Here is a 19,783-nt window from a genome sequence, read left to right as displayed (position 1 = left end):
GCCGTCGGTCTCAACCGAAATCTTCCTTCAGGATGACAGAAGACCTCACCGAGGCGACCCCCTCGACCGCGCTTAGCCGGTCCACAAACTGCGACAGATCCTGCGCTGTGTTCACTCTCACCACGACATAGGCGTCGAGCGGCCCGGTCACCGAATAGTAGTTTGTGATCTCTGGCCAGTGGCGGAACTTCTGGACCACCGGCGCGCAGGGTCTTTGGCTGAAGGTGAGGGTCAACACCGCGCCCAGACCTTCCTCGTCGCGCGGGTCGCGCTGTGAACCGATGACGGCGCGGTAGCCGACAATGACCTTGTCGCGTTCCAGCCGGGCCATGCGCGCCTGGACCGCCGTGCGCGACAGGGCCAGCTTCTGGGCCAGAGCGGTTAGGGTCATGCGCGCGTCTTCGGACAGCAGGGCGATGAGCTTGCCATCGATGGCGTCTCGCGCGCCTGCGATTTGCTTAGAAGGCGTTTGGTTTTCAGTCATTTCGAAAGCTCCGCCGCCGTCTTGCTCATGGCGACGGGCGCCCATGGTCCTCACAATCGGCAGCGAACAACGACTGTCAAGTTGATGAGGATCGACGCTTGGAACCGCTAGGCCGCAACACCGCCCTGTTGGTGATCGACGTACAGATGGGCTTTGACGATCCCGCCTGGGGCGAGCGCAACAACCCTGGCGCCGAGGCCAATGTCGCGCGCCTGTTGTCTGGGTGGCGGGCCTGCGGCGCACCGATCTTCCACGTGCATCACGACTCGGCCAGCCCTGAGGGACGGCTGCGGCCGGGCACGCCGGGCAACGCACCCAAGCGCGAAGCCCTGCCCTTGGCCGGGGAGCGGGTCTATCGAAAGCGAGTCAACAGCGCCTTTATCGGCGCCGGGCTGGAGGAGGATCTGCGCGCGTTGGGCATCGACGCCCTGATCCTCGTAGGCCTGACCACCAATCACTGCATCTCGACGACCGCACGCATGGCGGCCAATCTTGGCTTCCACGTCTTCGTCGTGTCGGACGCCACGGCGACTTTCGCTCGCGCTCACCTGGACGGCCGTATGCGCTCGGCCCAGGAAGTTCACGACGCGGCGCTGAGCGACCTGCATGACGAGTTCGCCCAGATTGTCGAGACGCAGGATGTGTTGACCGCTCTCGATGCGCGCGAGGCCGCCTATGCTTGAGCGTGGCATCCTAGCCTACAATATCGCTTGCGCGGTCGGAGCCGCCGCCATCCTCTCCAGCTCAGCGCTCGCCCAGCCGCGAACGCCTCTGGCGGCGGACCCGCAGACCGTGGACGCCTCCGTGCGGCCTGGCGACGATTTCTACGCGTACGCCAACGGCGTCTGGCTGAAGACCACGCCGCTGCCAACGGGACGCGCCAACCTGGACACCACCGCCATGCTGCGGGACGAGACTCCGCCCCGCGTTCAGGTCTTGATCGAAGAAGCCGCCAGGGACGCCCTCGCCGGGCGCGCCAATCGCGTCGGCGATTTCTACGCCAGCTGGATGGACGTGGCGGCGATCGAGGCCAAGGGGCTCAAGCCGATCGCGGACGAACTGGCCGTCATCGCGGCCATCAGGGACCGTCAGGCTCTGTCGGCGCACCTGGGCCGCAGCTTGCGGCTGGACGATGGGACCAACAGCAAGACCGACGGCCTGCTGGGCGTGTGGATCCATCAGGGCTTCCACGATGGCGACCGCTATGTCCCGCACCTGGTGCAGGGCGGGCTGGGGTTGTCCAATGCCGGCGACTATCTGGCCGCGGACAAGTCCGTGGTGCGGGACCGTTATCGCGCCCATGTGGCGACGATCCTGAAGCTCGCGGGACTGGACGAAACGGCGGCGCGCGCCGAGCGTGTTCTGGCGCTGGAGACCGCCATCGCCGCGACCCACGCGCCTGCGGGGCACAATGACGACGTGTTCAACACCGACAACACCTGGCGTCGCGCGGACTTCGCGGCCAAGGCGCCAGGCATGGACTGGGCCGTCTATCTCAAGGCCGCCAAGCTGGACGGGCAGGACGCGTTCGTCGTGTGGCAGCCGACGGCGGTGACCGGGGCGTCGGCGCTGGCGCAATCGCAGCCAGTCGAGGCATGGCGCGACTATCTGGCCTTCCACCTGATCAAGCGCTCCTTAGGCGTGTTGCCCAAAGCCTTCGCCGAGGAGGAGGCCGCCTATCTTGGCCGTCCGCTCGGCGACCGACAGCAGCAGGCCATCGCCGCCACGACGGCGGCGCTGGGCCAGGATATCGGCCGGCTCTACGTCGCGCGCTATTTCCCGCCGCAATCCAAGGCAGCGGCCGTGGCCATGGCCGAGAACCTGCGCGCCGCCTTTCGGGCGCGCCTCGCCAAGGCAGTCTGGATGTCGCCCGCCACCCGCGATGCGGCGATCGCCAAACTCGACGCGCTGAATATCGGCGTCGGCTATCCGGATCGCTGGATCGACTATTCCGGCCTCGAGGTCCGGCGAGACGACGCCTATGGTAATCTTCGCCGGGCGGAAGCCTTCGCCTATGATCGTGAGCTGGCCAAGCTGTCCCAACCCGTCGATCCAGGCGAGTGGAGCAGCCTCCTGCCGCAGCGTGTGGGCGCGATCATCAACTTCAGCCCCAACGCCCTGCAGTTCTCGGCGGCCATTTTGCAGCCCCCCTATTTCGACCCCCAGGGCGACGCGGCGACCAACTACGGCTCGGCCGGGGCGGGCATGGCCCATGAGATCAGCCATAGCTTCGACGAGCTAGGGAACATCTACGACGCCAAGGGGCGGCTGGGAAAATGGTGGACCGATGAGGACCTCGCCCGCTTCCGCGCAGCGACCGCGCCCCTGGCCGCGCAGTACGCCGCCTACTGCCCTCAACCCGACCTGTGCGTGAACCCGGATAAGGTTCTGGGCGAGGGGATCGGGGATTTGGCCGGCGTCCTGGTGGCCTATGACGCCTATGTCCTGTCGCTCGGCGGCGAGCCCGACGTAATCAAGGACGGCCTGACGGGCGACCAGCGGTTCTTCCTGTCCTTCGCCCGGCGTTGGCGACGACTACAGACCGACGCGGCGCTGCGCCAGCAGATCGTAGTCGAAATCCACGCTCCTGGCCGGTACCGCGCCAGCGTGGTGCGCAACAACGATGCCTGGGCCCGCGCCTATGATGTGAAGCCCGGCGACAAGCTTTATCTGCCGCCCGAAGCCCGCCCGCGAATCTGGTGACGACAGGACGTCCAGATCGCCTTTCACAGCGTTCAAGGGAACGCTCTAGCTTGGTGGACGCTTTAGGCACCGAACCGCGGTCAAGCCGCTGAAAGGGCCTCTCATGTCTCTCCTCGTTTTCGCTGTAATCGTCCTGGTCGTCGCCGCCCTCATCGCCTGGGCAGTGCAGAAACTTCCGCTGCCGTCGCCGTTTAACCAGATCATTCAGGCCCTGATCCTGATCATCGCCGCCGTGGTCATCGCTCAGCGCGCGGGGCTGTTCTAGCTATCCGACGCCAAGCGCTACTCGACCGGTTCCGCCGGTCGGGTAGCGTATGACTCAAAGTCTCTAGGCCGCGGGCTTGATCTGGTCGAACTCGATGTCGATCTGAATTTCGATGTCCTCGCCGATCGCGCTGGGAGCGGCCGTGAGCCCAAATTCGCTGCGCTTGATCGTGGCTTCCGCCTCGAAGCCCAGCTTGGCCGCGCCGCGCGACTGCACCGAGCCGTTAAAGTCCACATCCAGCGTCACCGGCTTGGTGACGCCCATGAAGGTTAGGTCGCCGGTGACCTTTCCCTCGTCCGCATCGTCCATGGTGATGGACTTGGAGACGAAGGTGATCTGCGGGAACTGAGCGGTCTTCATGAACTTTTCGCCGCTCAGCTCCTCGGCGAAGCCGGCCACGTTGGTGGTGATCGACTTCGGATCGATGGCGACTGACAGGCTCGACTTGGTCGGGTCCTGAGCGTTCCATTTCAGCGTGCCGCTGAGAGTGTTGAAGCGGAAGACGCTTTTCGACACACCACCCATGTGGCCCACGCGCGCGATCAGGGCGGCATGGCGGCTATCGAGCTTGTAGTCACCGCTCGGCGCGGCGGCTGGGTTCTTGTCGGGCGCGGCGAGAGCAGGGCCGGCCAGCACGGCGGTGGCGGCGAGGGCGAGAACGGCGGCGCGGATCATCGGGGGAAAAGTCCTTCTGCAGCTAGGACTGTTATCGAACCAGTAAAACCGCGCCCTGGGTAGAGGCGTCGATCTCGATGACCGCAAAATCAGAGGAGACGCGCTGCGGCGAAGATTCTAGGCAGGGCGTAGCTTGAAGCTTCAGGGGCCAGCAATGAGCGACCTTCCAGTCTCCTTCGCCGACATCCAGGCGGCCGCCGTCCGCATCGCCCCCTACGTCCATCGCACTCCGGTGCTGGAATCGCGGCGGCTGAACGAGATTCTGGGCGGCCGTGTCGCCTTCAAGTGTGAGAACCAGCAGCGGATCGGCGCCTTTAAGGCACGCGGCGCGCACAACGCGGTCTTTTCTTTGAGCGACGCCGAGGCCGCCAAGGGCGTGGTCACCCATTCGTCAGGCAATCACGCCGCCGCTTTGGCCTTGGCGGCCAGCAACCGCGGCGTTGCGGCTCATATCGTCATGCCCAGAAACGCCCCCAAGGCCAAGGTGGAATCCGTCCGCCGTCTAGGCGGCCAGATCGTGTTCTGCGAACCGACCATCGCCGCTCGCGAATCGGCCTGCGAGGCGATCATGGCCGAGACCGGCGCGGTGCTGGTTCACCCCTATGACGACGCGCTGGTGATCGCGGGACAGGGGACAGCGGCTTTGGAACTGCTGGAAGAGCGGCCGGAGCTCGACTTCATCCTGGCCCCGGTCGGTGGCGGCGGCCTGATGTCGGGTACGTCCATCGCGGCGCGGGCTATCAAGCCGTCGATCCGTATTGTCGCGACCGAACCCGCCCAGGCCAACGACGCCTGGAGGTCCTGGACGGCCAAGGCATGGACCGCCGGGGATGCGCCAAACACCATCGCCGACGGCCTACGCACGACGCTGGGCCAGCGGGGCTTTGTCATCCTCAATGCCCTTCTGGACGACTTCGTCACCGTCAGCGAGGACGGCATCCGGGACGCCATGCGGCTGGTCTGGGAGGTGTTGAAGATCGTCATCGAACCCAGCAGCGCCGTGCCCGTCGCCGCCCTGCTGGAGCGAAAGCTGGACCTGCAGGGCGCAGCCGCCGGCGTGATCCTCACCGGCGGCAACGTCGACCTCGACCGCCTGCCCTGGCAGGCCTAGCATTCGGTCCTAAGGACGCGGGGCTGGCCGGCCACCCGTGTTCTGCAGACGCGGCGCGGGCGGCGGGGGCGTGAAGAACAGCTTGCGGAAGCTGACGCGCACCTGCCGGCCCAGCGGGTCGAGATAGTCGGGCTGGAAGTTGATCGGGGTGGCCCCGCTGCCGGACTGGACCTCCTGCCGGGCGTCGAAGAGATTGTCCACCGAGAGCGAAAGGCGCGCGCCTCGCAGCCAGGGATTCCGCCGCGCCCAGGGCTGAGCCCCCAGATCGGCGAAGAAGCGGACATTCAATGTCGTCAGAGGATCGAATTCCAGGTCCCCAAGGGCCGAGCCCTCGACCGTGGTGCCGCTCTGCCAGCGGGCGTTCATGGCCACGCCGAGGCCGTTCTTCGAGGCGTTGGCCTGTAGATCGATCTGGTGGCGCGGCTGACCGCCGCTGTTGCCCAGCGCGTCGCCATCCAACAGGTCCAGCGACGGCGCCCCAGGCCGGATGAAGATCTCGTCCTGCAGGCGCAGGGTGTGGAAGGCGCCAAGTTGCAGGTTGCCGCCACCGCGCGGCCCAAAGCCGCCAGGTCCACCGGGGCCTCCAAAGCGCGGACCGCCGCCGCCGGGGCCACGGCCTTCGCCGGCCCCCTCGGGGGGCGGGCCATCGACGCCAGGTCCAGGTTGGTCGCCCGTCCGCGTGGGTTGGCCTGGGCCGCCCTGGGCGCCTCCTGGTCCTCGGTTGCTGGCCAGCGGCTTGCGCCAGGTGAAGCCCCAGCGCAGCTCTTCGGTCTCGCGGCGATCGAAGTTGATCGGACGGCTGTCGATCTGAAGCAGGCGGCCATCGGCGTCGCGCACGAAGCGTTCGGGGAAAGCGGCCTCAATCTGGTTGCTGGCGGACGGGAAGGACGCGATCAGGTCCTTCGTCTCGGTGCGGACCCAGTTGGCGGTGACGGTCAGGTCGGTCTCGTCGAAGGGCTTCAGGGTAAGGCCCAGCTTCATCACCTGCCGATTGGCGGCGTCGAGGCCGGGGTTGCCCCCTTCGATCCGGGTGACCTCGACGGTCTCGCCACGGACGAAGTCGAACACGCGCGATCCGGGGGTGACCAGCGTCGGCCCGCCCAGTTGCTCGACCGTCGGCGCGTTCTCCTCGTCGGTCATGGAGGCGATGAGGCGCAGCGGCTTGATCGGCGACCAGTTCAGGCCGTAGCCGATGGTGGTCAGGGTTCCGAAGTCCGACAATTCATCGACGGCGAAGTTCAGGTTCGCCGACAGGTCGCCGAGCGCCGCGCGCACCTCCCTGTTCCGGCTGGCCAGAGGCACATCGATATTGGCCTGGAAGCTGCCGGTGTCGCGCGACAGGTCGCCGGTCGACAGCACGCCAGCCCGCAGGGATCGCGTCTCGAATCCCGAGGTCGCCAGCCCCAGCTTGAGAGTGCTCTGGATGGCGCCGGCATCGAGATCGATCAGCCGTCCGTTGGCGACCAGCTCGGCATCCGCCGAAGTGGTGATCGAGCGCGACTTGTCCGTATAGGCCAGGCCAGAGACTTCGCGGTCGGTGCGCGTCAGGGTGTCGCCGTAGTCGGCGTTGCCGGTGAGCGACCACATCCAGCCTTTGAGCGCGCCGTTGATCGAACCGCCGGCATGACCGGCGACGGCGTCAGCCGTGCGGCGACGGGCGTCGGGGTCGGCCAGGGCGAAGGGATCGACCGGGTCCAAGTTCGAGCCAGCGGCGATGCCAAGCAGGCTGACATTGCGGCTGGCGTCGAGCGAGCCGTTGATGCTGGCGGCCATCCCCTCCTTGAGGGGGCGGGCCAGGACAGCGGTGAGGGTCACGCTCTCGGAATCGGGTTGCAGCGTACGGTAATTGGCGTCGCCGGTGGTGTTGGCGATGTCGCGGTCGCTCTCAAGGATGTCATTGGTCTTGGACGCCTTGGCGTCGAGCATCAGGCGGCGTTCGCGCTGGATGCGCAGGCTGTTGGCCTTGGCCTCGAACACCTCGCCCGCGCCCTGGGTCGGTGTTTTGACCGCGCCTTCAAGAGTCAGGGCCCTGAACCGGTTGCGCAGCACCAAGTTGATCACCCGCTGGTCGGCCCGGTAGCCGTATTTGAGCGAGACTTCCTCGGGCAGGATATCGACCCGCAGGATGGCTTCGGTCGGAAAGTCGCGGATTTCCTGGAAGCTGGCGATACGCTGTCCGTTGACCAGGATCACCGGCCGGCCAGAGCCGCGCCCGCTGCTGGTCTGGGGGGCGAGGGCGGTGATCAGCTCCGAGACGTTGCTCACGCCATAGGCGCGGATGTCGCGGGGGCTCAGCTGCAGTTCCGGCGGGATGTCGCCGATGACGGCGCCTTGTTGACGTGAGGAGGTGACCACCAGGGCCTCGACCTCGGTCTCTTCGTCGGCGTACTCGTCCTGAACCGGCGCGGGGGCGGCTTGCGAGGCTTGCGGCTGAACAGCTTGCTGCGCCCGGAGCGGGCTGGCGAGGCTGAGCAGGGCGAGGGCGGAAACGCCCAGCGCGAAACGGCGGTCACGGGGTCGAGACAAGGTGCGTTGCTCCTTGGAGCGCTACTGATCGTTATGCGAGCCGCTGGACGCGGCGGTGTGAAGGCGAACCGGAACCTCCCGGTCAGTTTCGCCTGATGCCGGGCTGAGGTTGCAGCCGGATTTCAATGCTGTTGCAGCTAAGTCGTTTCTGAGGCCGCTCGGAAAGATTTGGCCTGTGGCGCCTTTATCGCGCGGCGGCCTTCGAAGCGCTCACCACCACTCGGCCTTCACATCGTCAGCTGTTGCTTTGCGGGCGGACCAGATGAAGACGAATTTGCGATGTTCGGCCCAGGTCTGACCGGTCACCGCGCCATCCTGGATGCAGGCCGCGGTATGATAGGGTCCCTGGCCATCGCCCGTGCGAAAGCTGACACAGGTACGGCCCTTGGATGTTTTCCAGCGGCCGGCTTCGATAGCGCTGTCATAGAAGCTGCCGGTGACCGTGCCGTCCTCCGCCAGCGTCAGACTCATGCCCTTCAGATAGGGCTTGCCGCCACCGGGAGTGAGATCGACGACCCAGTCGCCCGTTAGGGGTTGGGGCGTCGGGGCGGCTGCGACCGCGAGAGCCAGGACCAGAGCGATCATAGGCGTGTCCTTCACTGCCGGCGGAACCGCCCGCCTAGGGTCTAACTACGGCGCTCGCAGGTTTGTGGATGTCGCGCTCAGGCTCAAGAGCCGCGCATTGCGTCCCAGGACCGCGTCGTCGCGGCGGTGGCGCTCGTGCGAGACTTCAGCCAGGCCATGTTGGCGCGTACCGTCTCGGGCGGCAGTTCCTTTCGGGCCAGGGCTTCGGCCTCGTCGAACCGCCCTTGAAGGCCGACCACGAGCACCAGGTTCAATCGCACCTGCGCGCTCGCTGACGGCATGGCGGCGGCCTTGCGCAGCATGCTCTCGGCCTGGGACAATTCACCGTGGCCGGCGTGATAGAGAGCGGCGTTGCTGAGCACGGTCGGCTCCGCGGGGGCCAAGGTGAGAGCGCGCTGATGGGCGACGCGAGCCTCATCGTCGCGCTCAGCCTGCTCGAGGGCGACTGCTAGCAGGGCGGCGGGCCTCCAGTCTTGAGGCGCCAGCCGGGCGGCGCGTTCCGCCGGCTCGATGGCGAAGAACCCCTGGCCCGACGCGATCTGCGATCGAGCCTGTTCAAGCAGAGCGCCGATATCGTCGGGCGTGTTGATGAGAACCTTGCCGGCCGCCGCGGCGGCCTCGTCGTTGCGGCCAAGCGCCCGCAGAGCCTGCGACAAGGCTACGCCGGCCTCGGCGTCGCGGCTGTCCAGCTCCGCCTCCCGCGCCCAGAAGGCGGCGCGGCCCAACGGGTCCAGACGCGCGGCCGAAGTCCGTTCCGCGGCCCCGGCCTTTCGCGGCGCCTCATCAGCGGACGCGTAGGTCGCCGTGAGTGCCAGGATGGTTGCGGCGAGCGCTATGGTGCGACACATGTTGTCGGTCTCTGCAGGTGTCCGACCAGCATGTGGCGGGCGCCTTTAACGGCGCGTTAAGCATAAATCCGTGGTGTGCCTCCATGTCCGAAAGCCTCATCACCACCGCTGAAGGGACCGCGTTGCCGGTCCACGCCCTGCGCCCCGCCCAGCTCGAATCCTTTCTGGAGTCTGCGCCGCCCTTCCTGCGCGGTTATGCGGCCCTCAAAGAATTCAAGGCCAAGGCTGGCCAGGTCCTGACCGTTCCCGGACAGGATGGCGCGCCCGCCCTAGCCCTGCTGGGGATGGGTGAAGCCGGCCAAGCCTCTATCTTCCGCGCCCTCGGCGCCGCCCTGCCGGCTGGCGACTATCGCATCGAGACCGCGCCGGACGATCTGGATCGCCACCAGGCGACCCTGGCCTTCGCCCTGGGGACCTATCGTTTCGACCGCTATCGCAAGGCGCGGGAGGCCGGACCCCGGCTGGTCGCCGAAGGCGTCGATCTGGCCGAGGCCCAGGCCGTCGCCCACGCCTGCGCCCTGGCTTGCGACATGGTCAATACGCCCGCCAACGACATGGGCCCGCGTCAGATCGAGACCATCGCCCGCGAAATCGCAGAGAAGCATGGCGCGCAGATCAGCGTCGTGATCGGCGACGACCTGCTGGGCCAGAACTACCCCGCCATCCACGCCGTCGGCCGGGCAGCCCATGCCGATCGCGCTCCACGCATGATCGAGCTGGCCTGGGGCGATCCCGCCGCGCCGGTCGTCGCCATCGTCGGCAAGGGCGTGGTGTTCGACACCGGCGGTCTCGACATCAAGCCGTCGTCGGGCATGCGGCTGATGAAGAAGGATATGGGCGGCGCGGCTCACGCCTTGGCGTTGGGCCGCATGGTCATGGCGGCGGGGCTCAAGGTTCGGCTGCATGTCCTGCTGCCGGTCGTGGAGAACGCCATCAGTGGCGACGCCATGCGTCCCGGCGATGTACTCCAAACGCGCAAGGGCCTGACAGTGGAGGTCGGCAATACGGACGCCGAGGGCCGCCTGATCCTGGCCGACGCCCTGACTCGCGCCGCAGAGCTGTCGCCGGTCCTGACGATCGATATGGCCACCTTGACGGGGGCCGCCCGTATCGCGCTGGGCCCGCAGGTGATCCCGTTCTACACCGCCGATGACGCCCTCGCCGTTGACTTGGCGCAGGCCGCCAAATTGGTGGATGACCCGTTGTGGCGCATGCCGCTCTGGGCCGGCTACGAGGAGGCGCTGGACGGCGACATCGCCGACCTGAAGAACGACCCCGACGCCTGGGCCCAAGCCGGCTCCGTGACCGCAGCTCTCTTCCTGCAGCGGTTCGCGCCTGAGGGTTCTTGGGTTCACTTCGACATCTTCGCCTGGAATCCCAAGGGTCGCCCGGGACACGCCGCCGGCGCCGCCGCCCAGGCGGTTCGCGCCCTCTACGCCGTCCTCAAGGGGCGCTATTCATGAGCTTTGATCCTCGCCTGACCCTGGCTCGGCCAGACCTCGCCGCCGTCGCCTTGGAAGGTCTGGTCCGCGCCGACCTGTTCGCCGAGCCACGCCGCATGGTCGTGACCACTCCCTCGACCGCCCTGCGCAAGGCGCCCGCGCCGGACGCCGAGCAGTGGGATCAACTCCTGTTTGGCGAAGCCTTCGACGTACTGGAGGAGACCGGCGGCTTCTGCTGGGGCCAGGCGGCCCGCGACGGCTATGTGGGCTTCGTGGAAAGCGCGGCGCTTGGCCCCGTCGGCGCGTCGGCCACTCACCGCGTCTCGGCGATCCGCACCTATGCGTTCAGCGCGCCGGACATCAAGAGCAAGCCCGTCGGGCTATACTCGCTGAACGCCCTGGTGGCGGTGGAAGCGCGCGAGGGGCGTTTCGCCAAGGTCGCCGACGCAGGCTGGTTTGTCGAAGCGCATCTTGCGCCGCTGGGCGAGTTCGACTCCGACCCCGCCGCCGTGGCTGAACGGTTCATCGGGGCGCCCTATCAGTGGGGCGGTCGCGAGAGCCTTGGCCTGGACTGCTCTGGCCTGATCCAGCAGGCGCTCTATGCCTGCGGTCGCTCCTGTCCCCGCGACACCGACATGCAGGCCGCCGGGCTGGGCGAACCCATCAGCCCGGACCAGCTTCGCCGGGGCGATCTGGTGTTCTGGAAGGGGCACGTGGTGATGATGCTGGACGCGGCGCGGATCGTTCACGCCAACGCCCACTTCATGGACGTGACCATCGAGCCGCTGGCCGACGCGCTGGCGCGCATCGGCGCGGTCTATGGCCCTCCGACGGCGTTCCGCAGGCCCTAGGCGGTCTTTTCGATCCAGGCCGCGAAGGCGGCCATGAAGGTGGTGAAGAAGGCGCGGGTGTCGTCCTTCACCAGCTCGCCGCTCTCGTCGAACAGGGTGGCTGAGGCGCCGACATAGGCTTCCGGCTGCTGCAGCACCGGCATGTTCAGGAACACCAGTGACTGGCGCAGGTGATGGTTGGCGCCGAAGGCCGCCAGCGCGCCGGGCGACTGGCTGAGCACGGCCGCCGGCTTGGCGTTGAAGGCGCTCTTTCCATAGGGGCGCGAGCCGACATCGATAGCGTTCTTTAGCGCGCCGGGAACCGAGCGGTTATACTCGGGCGTCACGAACAGCACGGCGTCGGCGGCGCTCACGGCCTGGCGAAACTCGGTCCAGGCCGCAGGGACCGGGCCCTCTTCCTCAAGATCTTGATTGTAGTGCGGTAGGTCGCCGATCTCGACGATTTTGAGGGTCAGGTTGTCCGGCGCAAGGGCGGCGAGCGCGTGCGCGATCTTGCGGCTCAGCGACGCCTTGCGAAGGCTGCCTACGAGAACGGCGACGGTGCGGGCTTGGGTCATGGGAGGCTTCCTTTCGCGAAAACTGTAACAGGATATAGAGCGAATAATTGTTCATGCCAGACGTCGCTTGTGGGAAACCTCGCCGACTAGGCTGTGACGTCGCGCTTGGGTATGGAGCATCCATCCTTGCGTTGGCCCCAGCGCGATCCGGAACCGCTACAATGATCCCCTGGAAGCACTTGGACACGGCTGTCGTTCCTGACCAAGGCGGCGAACTGCGTCTGATGCAGCGCGGGCATGAGTTCTCGATCATGGCCGGGGCCATCGAGCTGATGAACAGCCGCCTCAGCGGTTCGGAAGAGGCCTTGGCCACTCTGACCTGCGAGCGTCTGGCGGGGCGGGCTGGGCCATCGATCCTGATCGGAGGCCTGGGCATGGGCTTCACCCTGCGCGCGGCGCTGGGCGCTTGGGGCGCCGACGCCAGGATGACGGTGGCCGAACTTGTGCCCTCGATCGTCGCCTGGGCGCGCGGGCCCTTGGCGGACGTTTTCGACGGTTGCCTCGACGACCCGCGTGTCAGCATCCACACCTGCGATGTCGGCGACTTGATCCATGGCCCCCAGGGCGAATGGGACGCCATCCTGCTGGATGTGGACAACGGACCGGACGGCCTCACCCGCGCGGCCAATGACGGCCTCTACAGCCCCGCCGGCCTCCAGGCGGCCCGCGCGGCGCTGCGGCCGGGCGGCGTCCTAGCGGTCTGGTCATCAGCCCCCGACGACGCCTTCACCCGTCGTCTCAAACGCGCCGGGTTTGCAGTCGAAGAGGCGCGTGTCCGCGCCAGCAGAACGGGGCGCGGCGCCAAGCACATGATCTGGCTGGCCAAACGACCGTGATCCCCGCCATGTTACGCCTGTACATTGCCTCTGAACGGCGTAAGCTCGTTCCATGATCAAGATCTCCGCGGCCGAGAGCTGCATCATGGAGGCGCTCTGGACGCGCGGCCCCTCGACCGCCGAAGAATTGGTGCGCGAGACCGGCGAGGCCCAGAACTGGGGCGAGGCGACGGTCAAGACGCTGATCAACCGCCTGCTCAAGAAGAAGGCCCTGATCTCCGAACGCTCCGAGGGACGGGTGCGCTATCGCCCGCTAGTCAGCCGGACCGACTATCTGACCGTTGAAAGCCAAGGGCTGCTGGACCGCCTTTTCGGCGGCGAGCTGTCGCCCCTGGTCGCGCATTTCGCCAAGCATCGCGACCTTTCGCCTGACGAGATCGCCCGCCTCAAGCGCCTGATCGCGGAGTTGGAGGATGATGGCTGAGCTGCTAGCCGCCCTGATCCGCGCCAATCTCGCGGGCTCCCTGGCTATCCTGCTGGTGCTGGCGGTGCGTCCGCTGGCGCGTCGCCATCTGGCCTCTCAGACCCTCTACGGCCTCTGGATCGTGCCGCCCCTCGCGGCGTTCGGCGCTCTGCTGCCGCCCTTGACCGCCGCGGCGGAGGGGGAGCGGCCCTTCCTGGCCCATCTGCCCCAACTATTGGAAGGCGCCGGTCTGGCGCAGCCGCTGACGGTGGTCTGGTTCTCAGGCCTGACCGTGACCGCGGCGATCTTCGCCCTCATGCAGTTGCGCTTCCTGCGAGCGGCTCGTGCGGGTCATGCGGGGCCGGCGGTGGTAGGCCTGCTCACGCCCCGCATAGTCATGCCCGCCGATGAGTCACGTTATGGGCCGGCCGAACGTCGTCTGGTCCGGGCTCACGAACGGGCCCATCTGGCCCGGGGCGACCACCGCGCGGTCGCCCTGGCCGCGGCGCTGCAATGCCTGGCGTGGTTCAATCCGCTCGTCCCCTTCGCCATCCGAATGATGCGCCTGGACCAGGAGCTGGCCTGCGACGCGGCGGTCCTGGCCCAGCACCCGCGTCAGCGCCGGATCTATGCCGAGGCCTTGCTGAAGACCCAGCTGTCGCCGGCTACGCCGCCTATCGGCTGTTCCTGGCCGGCCCCCGCGCCTCATCCGCTGGAGATGCGCGTGGCGCAGATGGCTGTGGCGGCTCGTCCTCAATCGGCTGGCCCGCTGCTGGTGGCCTCATTGGGCGTGATCAGTCTGTTCGCCGCCTGGATCGCGCAACCCGCCGCCCCGCCACATGACCGTCCGCAGTGGTCCAGCCAGCGGCCGGTGTTGGTCCTGATCGACATCAATCACTGAACCTCGAACCGCTCACGAAGCGCCTGCAATCACAGAAATAAAGGATCAAAAGTTCTCAGTGGAGCGCTGGAGTTTTCGCTTCCCGGCGCGCATCGAGATTCTGAGCAAGAAGTTTTTGCTGGCATATCGAAAAGTATCATGCCAGTATCGATTATCGACTTGCGCTTTGGCTTCGGTTGCTCTCCTCGCTTGTTCTTCGGATCGAGCTCCGGACCTTCCAAGATCCTCTCCGACAATTTGATCTCACGCCTCATTCGTGGCGCGCGAATTTTCGCACCTGAAAGGTGACTATCATGACGACCGGTACCGTGAAGTGGTTCAACCCCACCAAGGGCTTTGGCTTCATTCAACCCGACGACGGCGGCGCGGACGTTTTCGTCCACATCTCGGCCGTCGAACGCTCGACCCTGGGCTCGATCCAGGAAGGCCAAAAGCTCAGCTATGAGCTGGAGCGCGACCAGCGCAGCGGCAAGATGTCCGCCGGCCAGCTGCAAGCGGCTTAAAGGCTAGACCTCGTCGGTCCGCCGACGAGGTCACGCTGAAAGGCGGTCGGCTTAAACGCCGGCCGCCTTTTTCGCGCGCCGACCCCAGACATGACTCTGTCCACCATAGAACACGCTTACGCCCTCGCCCGGTCTGGCAAGTACTCGACCGTCGCACAGCTGAAGGAACAGCTGAACGAGGACGGGTGCCGCGCGGTCGATCGACTGCTGTCGCCCCGGTCCATTCACCGCCATCTGGAAGCCATCTGTGCCGCGGCCTCCAACCGGCCGGCGCCGCCGGCTGAGCCTGGAGAATCCGAATGAACGATAAACTCAAGACCGGCTTCGTCGATCGCCTGAAGACCGCGGCGGCCGCAAAGCAGGCCCTGCTGGCGCGCATGCGCCCGCAGGCGAGCCAAGTGAACCCGCAACACGACGATCGCGCCGAACTAAAGGCCGCCGAACTGGCCGCTGTACGCGAGGAACGCGCGACCGCCCGCGCCGCCAAAAAGCAGGCGACGGCCGAGGCTGAACAAGCCGTCCTGGACGCGCAGGCCGCGGCTGACGAAGCGGCGCTGACCGCCAAACGCGGCGAGCGCAAGGAGCGCAAGGCGCTTTCGAACGCCGAAGCCAAGACCAAACGTGACGCCCGCTACGCCGCCCGCAAGGCGCGCAAATAAGACCGCCAAGGAGGCCGCATGGCTCGCAAGCCCAACTACCAGTTCGAGCGCATGGAGCGCGATCGCAGCAAGGCCGCCAAGGTCGCCGAGAAAGCCGCCGCCAAGCAGCGCGAACGCGAAGAAGCCGCTCGCCTGGCCAATCCCGATGGCTTTGCCTCTACGGAAGAAGCCTGATCAATGCAGACCGGTGTGAACTTCAACCACCAGACCGTCCAGCTGGACGGCGAGACCTTCTCTGACTGCGAATTCGCCGCCAGCCGCCTTGTCTATTCGGGCGGCGAGCTTCCGATCTTCGACAACTGCCGCTTCGACGGCTGCGAATGGAAGTATGAAGAGGCCTCGGCCCGGACCCTGTCCTATCTGAAGCTGATGTGGGCTGTCGGCGCCAAGACCGCCGTTCAGACCACCATCAAGGAAATCACGGTCGCCACCCGCTGAGGCGGCTGACCGATCCGGCGGCTAGACCAACCGCCGGATCCTCTTCTTGCTCCAGACCAGCCGGTAGTAGGCCCCCTGCAGCAGGAAGATCGTCGAGAAGGCGGCGGGCCAGGCCCACCACACACCCGTGACCCCGAACCTTTGGCTCAGCAGCCAGCCGGTCGGCGCCTCGACCAGCAGGATGACGGCGATGGAGATCGCGGTGGGGATCAAAACCTCTCCGCTGGCGCGCATTATCGACGAGATGATCGCCCCCATGCCCATGACGATGCAGCTCCATAGGACGATGTGCAGCAGGGTCCGGGTCAGATCCACGACCTCGGTCCGGCTGATGAACACCCGTACGATCGGCTCGGCGAAGAGGTAGCAGACCAGCACTCCGCCGCCCGTGATCACCAGATTCATGAGCATGGCCGTTCGCACGATGGGGCGCAGCCGGTCGGTCTGTCCCGCCCCGATGGCCTGGGCTCCCAGGATCGAGGCGGTGATGGCGATGGAGAGCGCCGGGAACTGCACATAGGCCATCACCTGATTCACCGCGCCGTAAGCCGCCGTGGCGTCCGAGCCATAGCCGTTCACCAGCCCCAGCAGCACGAGCTCGGCCAGCGACATCGCCACCATCTGCAGGCCGGTGGGAATGCCGATGCGCAGCACAAGCTTGAGGATCGTCGGGTCCAGCTTCATGCGCTCCAAGAAGGAGGCGTCTGGCGCCAGGGCATGGCCGCGCTTACGCAGGGTCCAGCCCAACCAGCCCATGCCCGCCAGGCTTGAGGCGATCGAGGCCCAGGCCGCGCTCGCCGCGCCCAGGGGCGGCAGCCCGACCCAGCCCTTGATCAGCAAGGGCGTCACCACCAAACCCACCAACGTCGAGACGGTCAGCGCCCAAAGGGGCGTTCGCGTGTCGCCCACCCCCCGCAGCATGGCCGTGTAGAGCAGGAAGACGAACAGCGGCGGCATGGCGAAGGAGATCGCCCGGGTATAGGCCACGGCCGCCTCATAGATGTCCGCCGGCGCCGCCAGCAGGCCCATCAGCTGCGGCGCGAACACCACGCCCAGGATCCCCACGCCGATGCCGGCGATGATCGCCGTGGTCGTCGCCACGCCGGCCACCGCCTTTAGTCGTTCTTCGTCGCGGGCCCCGAAAGCTTGGCCGATCAGTACCGTGGCGCCGGTGGACAGGCCCATGATGAAGGCGATGAAGAAGAACACGATGGGGAAGACCATCGATGCGGCTGCCAGCGCCTGCACCCCGATCATGTGGCCGAGATAGATGTTGTTCAGGGTGCCCGACAGCGCCTGCAGCACATTGCTGAGCATCATCGGCCACAGGAACGTCAGAAACGTCCGCCAGAGCGGTTTCGGCGCGGCGATGGGTTGCATATCGGTCTCCGTTCGGCGCGCTTCTACCCGGGTATAAATTGTCAATCAATATCACCCGGATAAAAATATCGAGCCGGGTCAGCAAAAAGGCCGCGGGTCTTGCGAACCCGCGGCCTTCAAAAGCGTGGAATGCGATCTGACCTTAGTTCGGGGTCGCGGTCTTGGCGGGCTGCGGAGCGACGCCTTCGGTGGTCGGGGCCGGGCCGGCAGGAGCCGCGCCTTCGGTCGGAGCGGCGTCGGCGGCGGGCGTGTCTGCTGCGGCCGCGGCCGGCTTGGGAGCCGGGATCGGTAGGGTCGAGCCCAGGCTGTGCAGGTAAGCGATGACCGCGATGCGGTCTTCCTGCTTCTTAAGGCCGACGAAGGTCATCTTTGTACCAGGGATGTCCTTCTGCGGCGCCTTCAGGAAGGCGTCGAGCTTGTCGTAGTCCCAGACCGGGTTGGCGTTGCCATAGTCGACCATGGCGCCCGAATAGGCGAAGCCGGCGTGCGAGCCAGGCTTCTTGCCCATGGTGCCGAACAGGTTGGGACCCGTGCCGTTGGCGCCGCCCGCTTCGAAGGTGTGGCACGAGGCGCACTTGGCGGTGACGGCCTTGCCGGCCTCGATATTGGCCGCCGGGATCACCGTGCCCCAGTCGGGCGCGACCTCGGCTTCCGCCGCGCCGCCTTCGGTCTCTTCTTGAACGGCGATGGCGTAGCCAGCCTTTTCGGGATGCTCCTTGTGGAACACCACGTCGGACGCCTCGCGGAGCAGGAAGATGGCCAGACCGGTCGCCAGTACTGCGCCCGCGATCTTGTTGAACGTCAAATCGCTCATGCCTGCCTACTTCAGCCTCTTCGCAGACCGCGCTGACGCGCGGAGTCATCACGGCGCAAAGCGCCCCCTTATTGCGTCGGCGTCTCTTACACGCTACCGGCCCATGCGCAAGACGGTGAGGCTCGCACCGCCCGACTTCGCGCCTATTCGTCGCTGACCTGTGATCATGAATCCCATCGTCCTCATCCCCGCGCGCCTCGCCGCCACCCGCCTGCCGGGCAAGCCCCTGGCCGATATCGGCGGGCAGGCGATGATCGTGCGCGTGCTGCGACAGGCTCAGATGGCGGCGGTGGGCCCGGTGGCCGTGGCGGCGGGCGATCCCGAGATCGTCGCGGCGGTGGAGGCGGCCGGCGGGCGCGCGGTCCTGACCGACCCGAATCTACCTTCGGGCTCGGATCGCATTCTGGCGGCTCTCGCCGAGCTCGATCCTCACGGCCGCCATGACGTGGTGATCAATCTGCAGGGCGACATGCCGTTCGTCGAACCGCGCGTTGTGAGCGCGTGCGCCCACGTGCTGTCACGTCATCCGTATTGCGACATCGCCACAGTGGTGGCGCCGGAAGCTTCATCCGCCGATCGGACCAATCCGGACGTGGTCAAGGCGGTGCTGTCCCTGACCCCGAACGCTCAGTCGGGCCGGGCGCTGTATTTCACCCGTTCGACCCTCTATGGCGACGCCCCGGTCTGGCGGCACATCGGCATTTATGGCTACCGCGTCGCGGCGCTCAAAGCGTTTCACGCGGCCGCGCCGTCGCCCCTGGAGCGGCGCGAAAAGCTGGAGCAACTGCGCGCCCTGGAGTTTGGCCTCTCCATCTGGGCCGCCGTCGTCGCTGACGCGCCCATCTCCGTCGACACCCCGGCCGATCTGGCCGCGGCCCGAGCTTTCGCTGACAGGACAAACTCATGAGCGTGATGCCCAAGATCGCCTTCCAGGGCGAGCCCGGAGCCAACAGCCACGAGGCCTGCCGCACCTATTTTCCGGGCTATGAGGCCGCGCCCTGCGCCACCTTCGAGGAAGCCTTCGACGCCACCAAGTCGGGCGCTTGCGAGCTGGGCATGATCCCGGTGGAGAACTCCATCGCCGGTCGCGTCGCTGACGTTCACCACCTGCTGCCGTCCTCGGGCCTGAAGATCATCGGCGAACGGTTCAAGCCGATCCGCTTCCAGCTGATGGCCAATAAGGGCGTGAAGCTGGAAAGCGTGAAGACGGTGGTCTCCATGCCCATCGCGCTCAGCCAGTGCCGCAAGACCTTGAAGAAGCTGGGCGTCGCCACCGAGGGTTTTGGCGACACCGCCGGCTCCGCCCGCGCCCTGGCGCAAAATCCCGACCCGACCCGCGCCGCCATCGCCCCGGCCCTGGCGGCCGAGATCTATGGTCTCGACATCCTGATGAAGGACATCGAGGACGAGCGTACCAACACCACCCGCTTCCTGGTGATGACGGCCGATCCGACGCCGCCGCCGCCGCCGTTCACGACCCGCTGCATCACCAGCTTCGTGTTCCGCGTCCGCAACCTGCCAGCCGCGCTGTACAAGGCCATGGGCGGCTTCGCCACCAACGGCGTCAACATGACCAAGCTGGAAAGCTACATGGAAGACGGGGCCTTCACCGCCACGACCTTCTACGCCGAGGTCGATGCCCGGCCCGAAGACCGCAGTCTGGCGCTGGCCTTCGAGGAACTGCGTTTCTTCTCCGAGAAGTTCGAAATCCTGGGCGTCTTCCCCGCCGATCCCTTCCGCGACCGGGTCTGATCCGACCCGGCTTGTCCTCCCGAGCACCTTGAGCGCTTAATTGCCGCAAA

The 19,783-nt window shown here is 66.7% G+C and carries 24 protein-coding genes; 16 read left to right on the top strand and 8 right to left on the bottom strand.

The features are described 5' to 3' along the window. Window positions 1-10: 10 nt before the first annotated feature. On the bottom strand, window positions 11-484 hold the full coding sequence (locus O5K31_RS15785) for an Lrp/AsnC family transcriptional regulator (protein WP_269714701.1): 474 nt from the start codon (window positions 482-484) through the stop codon (window positions 11-13). 98 nt (window positions 485-582) lie between these two features. Here O5K31_RS15785 and O5K31_RS15780 point away from each other — a divergent pair, with 98 nt between their 5' ends. The 3 genes from O5K31_RS15780 to O5K31_RS15770 all read left to right on the top strand — a co-directional run bounded on the left by O5K31_RS15780 (window position 583) and on the right by O5K31_RS15770 (window position 3,452). Further along, a complete protein-coding gene (locus O5K31_RS15780; RefSeq protein ID WP_269714700.1) occupies window positions 583-1,167 on the top strand; it encodes a cysteine hydrolase family protein in 585 nt (194 codons plus the stop codon). Continuing rightward, on the top strand, window positions 1,160-3,187 hold the full coding sequence (locus O5K31_RS15775; RefSeq protein ID WP_269714699.1) for a M13 family metallopeptidase: 2,028 nt from the start codon (window positions 1,160-1,162) through the stop codon (window positions 3,185-3,187). The genes O5K31_RS15780 and O5K31_RS15775 overlap by 8 nt, the downstream gene beginning before the upstream one ends. 103 nt (window positions 3,188-3,290) lie before the next feature. Further along, on the top strand, window positions 3,291-3,452 hold the full coding sequence (locus tag O5K31_RS15770) for a hypothetical protein (RefSeq protein WP_269714698.1): 162 nt from the start codon (window positions 3,291-3,293) through the stop codon (window positions 3,450-3,452). A 63-nt stretch (window positions 3,453-3,515) separates the two neighbouring features. Here O5K31_RS15770 and O5K31_RS15765 read toward each other — a convergent pair whose 3' ends face one another. Next, window positions 3,516-4,127, bottom strand: coding sequence for a YceI family protein (locus tag O5K31_RS15765; protein ID WP_269714697.1), 612 nt, complete (start codon window positions 4,125-4,127; stop codon window positions 3,516-3,518). 154 nt (window positions 4,128-4,281) lie between these two features. Here O5K31_RS15765 and O5K31_RS15760 point away from each other — a divergent pair, with 154 nt between their 5' ends. Then, window positions 4,282-5,238 carry a pyridoxal-phosphate dependent enzyme gene (locus tag O5K31_RS15760; protein ID WP_269714696.1) on the top strand — a complete coding sequence of 319 codons (957 nt, stop codon included), beginning with the start codon at window positions 4,282-4,284 and terminating at the stop codon, window positions 5,236-5,238. A 9-nt stretch (window positions 5,239-5,247) separates the two neighbouring features. Here O5K31_RS15760 and O5K31_RS15755 read toward each other — a convergent pair whose 3' ends face one another. From O5K31_RS15755 to O5K31_RS15745, 3 genes are all read right to left on the bottom strand, one after another. Then, a complete protein-coding gene (locus O5K31_RS15755) occupies window positions 5,248-7,764 on the bottom strand; it encodes a TonB-dependent receptor (RefSeq protein ID WP_269714695.1) in 2,517 nt (838 codons plus the stop codon). A gap of 210 nt (window positions 7,765-7,974) precedes the next feature. Continuing rightward, the gene (locus O5K31_RS15750) at window positions 7,975-8,349 is read right to left on the bottom strand and encodes a hypothetical protein (RefSeq protein ID WP_269714694.1); all 375 of its coding nucleotides are present in this window, start codon (window positions 8,347-8,349) and stop codon (window positions 7,975-7,977) included. A gap of 83 nt (window positions 8,350-8,432) precedes the next feature. After that, on the bottom strand, window positions 8,433-9,197 hold the full coding sequence (locus tag O5K31_RS15745; protein WP_269714693.1) for a pilus assembly protein TadD: 765 nt from the start codon (window positions 9,195-9,197) through the stop codon (window positions 8,433-8,435). A gap of 83 nt (window positions 9,198-9,280) precedes the next feature. Here O5K31_RS15745 and O5K31_RS15740 point away from each other — a divergent pair, with 83 nt between their 5' ends. Continuing rightward, window positions 9,281-10,660, top strand: a complete 1,380-nt coding sequence (locus O5K31_RS15740) for a leucyl aminopeptidase family protein (RefSeq protein ID WP_269714692.1) — start codon at window positions 9,281-9,283, stop codon at window positions 10,658-10,660. Further along, a complete protein-coding gene (locus O5K31_RS15735; protein WP_269714691.1) occupies window positions 10,657-11,490 on the top strand; it encodes a C40 family peptidase in 834 nt (277 codons plus the stop codon). Before O5K31_RS15740 ends, O5K31_RS15735 begins: the two co-directional genes overlap by 4 nt. Here the strand turns inward: O5K31_RS15735 and O5K31_RS15730 are convergent. Beyond that, window positions 11,487-12,047 (bottom strand): NADPH-dependent FMN reductase, encoded by a 561-nt coding sequence (locus tag O5K31_RS15730; protein WP_269714690.1) that lies wholly within the window; start codon window positions 12,045-12,047, stop codon window positions 11,487-11,489. The genes O5K31_RS15735 and O5K31_RS15730 overlap by 4 nt on opposite strands. Before the next feature lie 161 nt (window positions 12,048-12,208). Between O5K31_RS15730 and O5K31_RS15725 the strand changes: the two genes are divergently transcribed. The 8 genes from O5K31_RS15725 to O5K31_RS15690 all read left to right on the top strand — a co-directional run bounded on the left by O5K31_RS15725 (window position 12,209) and on the right by O5K31_RS15690 (window position 15,787). Next, window positions 12,209-12,883, top strand: coding sequence for a spermidine synthase (locus O5K31_RS15725; protein ID WP_269714689.1), 675 nt, complete (start codon window positions 12,209-12,211; stop codon window positions 12,881-12,883). A 55-nt stretch (window positions 12,884-12,938) separates the two neighbouring features. After that, on the top strand, window positions 12,939-13,307 hold the full coding sequence (locus O5K31_RS15720; protein WP_269717076.1) for a BlaI/MecI/CopY family transcriptional regulator: 369 nt from the start codon (window positions 12,939-12,941) through the stop codon (window positions 13,305-13,307). Next, on the top strand, window positions 13,300-14,187 hold the full coding sequence (locus tag O5K31_RS15715; RefSeq protein WP_269714688.1) for a M56 family metallopeptidase: 888 nt from the start codon (window positions 13,300-13,302) through the stop codon (window positions 14,185-14,187). The genes O5K31_RS15720 and O5K31_RS15715 overlap by 8 nt, the downstream gene beginning before the upstream one ends. A 293-nt stretch (window positions 14,188-14,480) precedes the next feature. Further along, window positions 14,481-14,690, top strand: a complete 210-nt coding sequence (locus tag O5K31_RS15710) for a cold-shock protein (protein ID WP_269714687.1) — start codon at window positions 14,481-14,483, stop codon at window positions 14,688-14,690. Window positions 14,691-14,780: 90 nt separating this feature from the next. Beyond that, window positions 14,781-14,993 carry a hypothetical protein gene (locus O5K31_RS15705; protein ID WP_269714686.1) on the top strand — a complete coding sequence of 71 codons (213 nt, stop codon included), beginning with the start codon at window positions 14,781-14,783 and terminating at the stop codon, window positions 14,991-14,993. Next, window positions 14,990-15,349 (top strand): DUF6481 family protein, encoded by a 360-nt coding sequence (locus tag O5K31_RS15700; RefSeq protein ID WP_269714685.1) that lies wholly within the window; start codon window positions 14,990-14,992, stop codon window positions 15,347-15,349. Before O5K31_RS15705 ends, O5K31_RS15700 begins: the two co-directional genes overlap by 4 nt. 18 nt (window positions 15,350-15,367) lie before the next feature. Continuing rightward, window positions 15,368-15,523, top strand: coding sequence for a hypothetical protein (locus O5K31_RS15695; RefSeq protein ID WP_269714684.1), 156 nt, complete (start codon window positions 15,368-15,370; stop codon window positions 15,521-15,523). A 3-nt stretch (window positions 15,524-15,526) separates the two neighbouring features. Further along, entirely contained in the window at window positions 15,527-15,787 is a 261-nt protein-coding gene (locus O5K31_RS15690; protein WP_269714683.1) for a hypothetical protein, read from the top strand. Window positions 15,788-15,808: 21 nt separating this feature from the next. Here O5K31_RS15690 and O5K31_RS15685 read toward each other — a convergent pair whose 3' ends face one another. Both O5K31_RS15685 and O5K31_RS15680 read right to left on the bottom strand, forming a co-directional pair. After that, entirely contained in the window at window positions 15,809-17,167 is a 1,359-nt protein-coding gene (locus O5K31_RS15685) for an MATE family efflux transporter (RefSeq protein WP_269714682.1), read from the bottom strand. 142 nt (window positions 17,168-17,309) lie between these two features. Then, window positions 17,310-17,981 carry a c-type cytochrome gene (locus tag O5K31_RS15680; protein ID WP_269714681.1) on the bottom strand — a complete coding sequence of 224 codons (672 nt, stop codon included), beginning with the start codon at window positions 17,979-17,981 and terminating at the stop codon, window positions 17,310-17,312. 166 nt (window positions 17,982-18,147) lie between these two features. Between O5K31_RS15680 and O5K31_RS15675 the strand changes: the two genes are divergently transcribed. Both O5K31_RS15675 and O5K31_RS15670 read left to right on the top strand, forming a co-directional pair. Continuing rightward, window positions 18,148-18,888 (top strand): 3-deoxy-manno-octulosonate cytidylyltransferase, encoded by a 741-nt coding sequence (locus O5K31_RS15675; RefSeq protein WP_269714680.1) that lies wholly within the window; start codon window positions 18,148-18,150, stop codon window positions 18,886-18,888. After that, window positions 18,885-19,733: a prephenate dehydratase gene (locus O5K31_RS15670; RefSeq protein WP_269714679.1), complete on the top strand. Its 849-nt coding sequence runs from the start codon at window positions 18,885-18,887 to the stop codon at window positions 19,731-19,733. Before O5K31_RS15675 ends, O5K31_RS15670 begins: the two co-directional genes overlap by 4 nt. Window positions 19,734-19,783 lie beyond the last annotated feature (50 nt).

The organism is Caulobacter sp. NIBR2454, from assembly GCF_027474405.1.
In the GTDB taxonomy this organism is placed as follows: Bacteria; Pseudomonadota; Alphaproteobacteria; order Caulobacterales; family Caulobacteraceae; genus Caulobacter.
Note: the sequence above shows the minus strand (reverse complement) of the source record. Positions and strands in the feature narration are given on the sequence as shown.

Excerpts from the sequence above, each read along its gene's own strand:
- O5K31_RS15785 (WP_269714701.1), bottom strand. The coding sequence starts at position 484 with ATGACTGAAAACCAAACGCCTTCTAAGCAAATCGCAGGCGCGCGAGAC.
- O5K31_RS15775 (WP_269714699.1), top strand. The coding sequence starts at position 1,160 with ATGCTTGAGCGTGGCATCCTAGCCTACAATATCGCTTGCGCGGTCGGA.
- O5K31_RS15770 (WP_269714698.1), top strand. The coding sequence starts at position 3,291 with ATGTCTCTCCTCGTTTTCGCTGTAATCGTCCTGGTCGTCGCCGCCCTC.
- O5K31_RS15765 (WP_269714697.1), bottom strand. The coding sequence starts at position 4,127 with ATGATCCGCGCCGCCGTTCTCGCCCTCGCCGCCACCGCCGTGCTGGCC.
- O5K31_RS15760 (WP_269714696.1), top strand. The coding sequence starts at position 4,282 with ATGAGCGACCTTCCAGTCTCCTTCGCCGACATCCAGGCGGCCGCCGTC.
- O5K31_RS15750 (WP_269714694.1), bottom strand. The coding sequence starts at position 8,349 with ATGATCGCTCTGGTCCTGGCTCTCGCGGTCGCAGCCGCCCCGACGCCC.
- O5K31_RS15745 (WP_269714693.1), bottom strand. The coding sequence starts at position 9,197 with ATGTGTCGCACCATAGCGCTCGCCGCAACCATCCTGGCACTCACGGCG.
- O5K31_RS15740 (WP_269714692.1), top strand. The coding sequence starts at position 9,281 with ATGTCCGAAAGCCTCATCACCACCGCTGAAGGGACCGCGTTGCCGGTC.
- O5K31_RS15735 (WP_269714691.1), top strand. The coding sequence starts at position 10,657 with ATGAGCTTTGATCCTCGCCTGACCCTGGCTCGGCCAGACCTCGCCGCC.
- O5K31_RS15730 (WP_269714690.1), bottom strand. The coding sequence starts at position 12,047 with ATGACCCAAGCCCGCACCGTCGCCGTTCTCGTAGGCAGCCTTCGCAAG.
- O5K31_RS15725 (WP_269714689.1), top strand. The coding sequence starts at position 12,209 with ATGATCCCCTGGAAGCACTTGGACACGGCTGTCGTTCCTGACCAAGGC.
- O5K31_RS15715 (WP_269714688.1), top strand. The coding sequence starts at position 13,300 with ATGGCTGAGCTGCTAGCCGCCCTGATCCGCGCCAATCTCGCGGGCTCC.
- O5K31_RS15710 (WP_269714687.1), top strand. The coding sequence starts at position 14,481 with ATGACGACCGGTACCGTGAAGTGGTTCAACCCCACCAAGGGCTTTGGC.
- O5K31_RS15705 (WP_269714686.1), top strand. The coding sequence starts at position 14,781 with ATGACTCTGTCCACCATAGAACACGCTTACGCCCTCGCCCGGTCTGGC.
- O5K31_RS15700 (WP_269714685.1), top strand. The coding sequence starts at position 14,990 with ATGAACGATAAACTCAAGACCGGCTTCGTCGATCGCCTGAAGACCGCG.
- O5K31_RS15695 (WP_269714684.1), top strand. The coding sequence starts at position 15,368 with ATGGCTCGCAAGCCCAACTACCAGTTCGAGCGCATGGAGCGCGATCGC.
- O5K31_RS15690 (WP_269714683.1), top strand. The coding sequence starts at position 15,527 with ATGCAGACCGGTGTGAACTTCAACCACCAGACCGTCCAGCTGGACGGC.
- O5K31_RS15685 (WP_269714682.1), bottom strand. The coding sequence starts at position 17,167 with ATGCAACCCATCGCCGCGCCGAAACCGCTCTGGCGGACGTTTCTGACG.
- O5K31_RS15680 (WP_269714681.1), bottom strand. The coding sequence starts at position 17,981 with ATGAGCGATTTGACGTTCAACAAGATCGCGGGCGCAGTACTGGCGACC.
- O5K31_RS15675 (WP_269714680.1), top strand. The coding sequence starts at position 18,148 with ATGAATCCCATCGTCCTCATCCCCGCGCGCCTCGCCGCCACCCGCCTG.
- O5K31_RS15670 (WP_269714679.1), top strand. The coding sequence starts at position 18,885 with ATGAGCGTGATGCCCAAGATCGCCTTCCAGGGCGAGCCCGGAGCCAAC.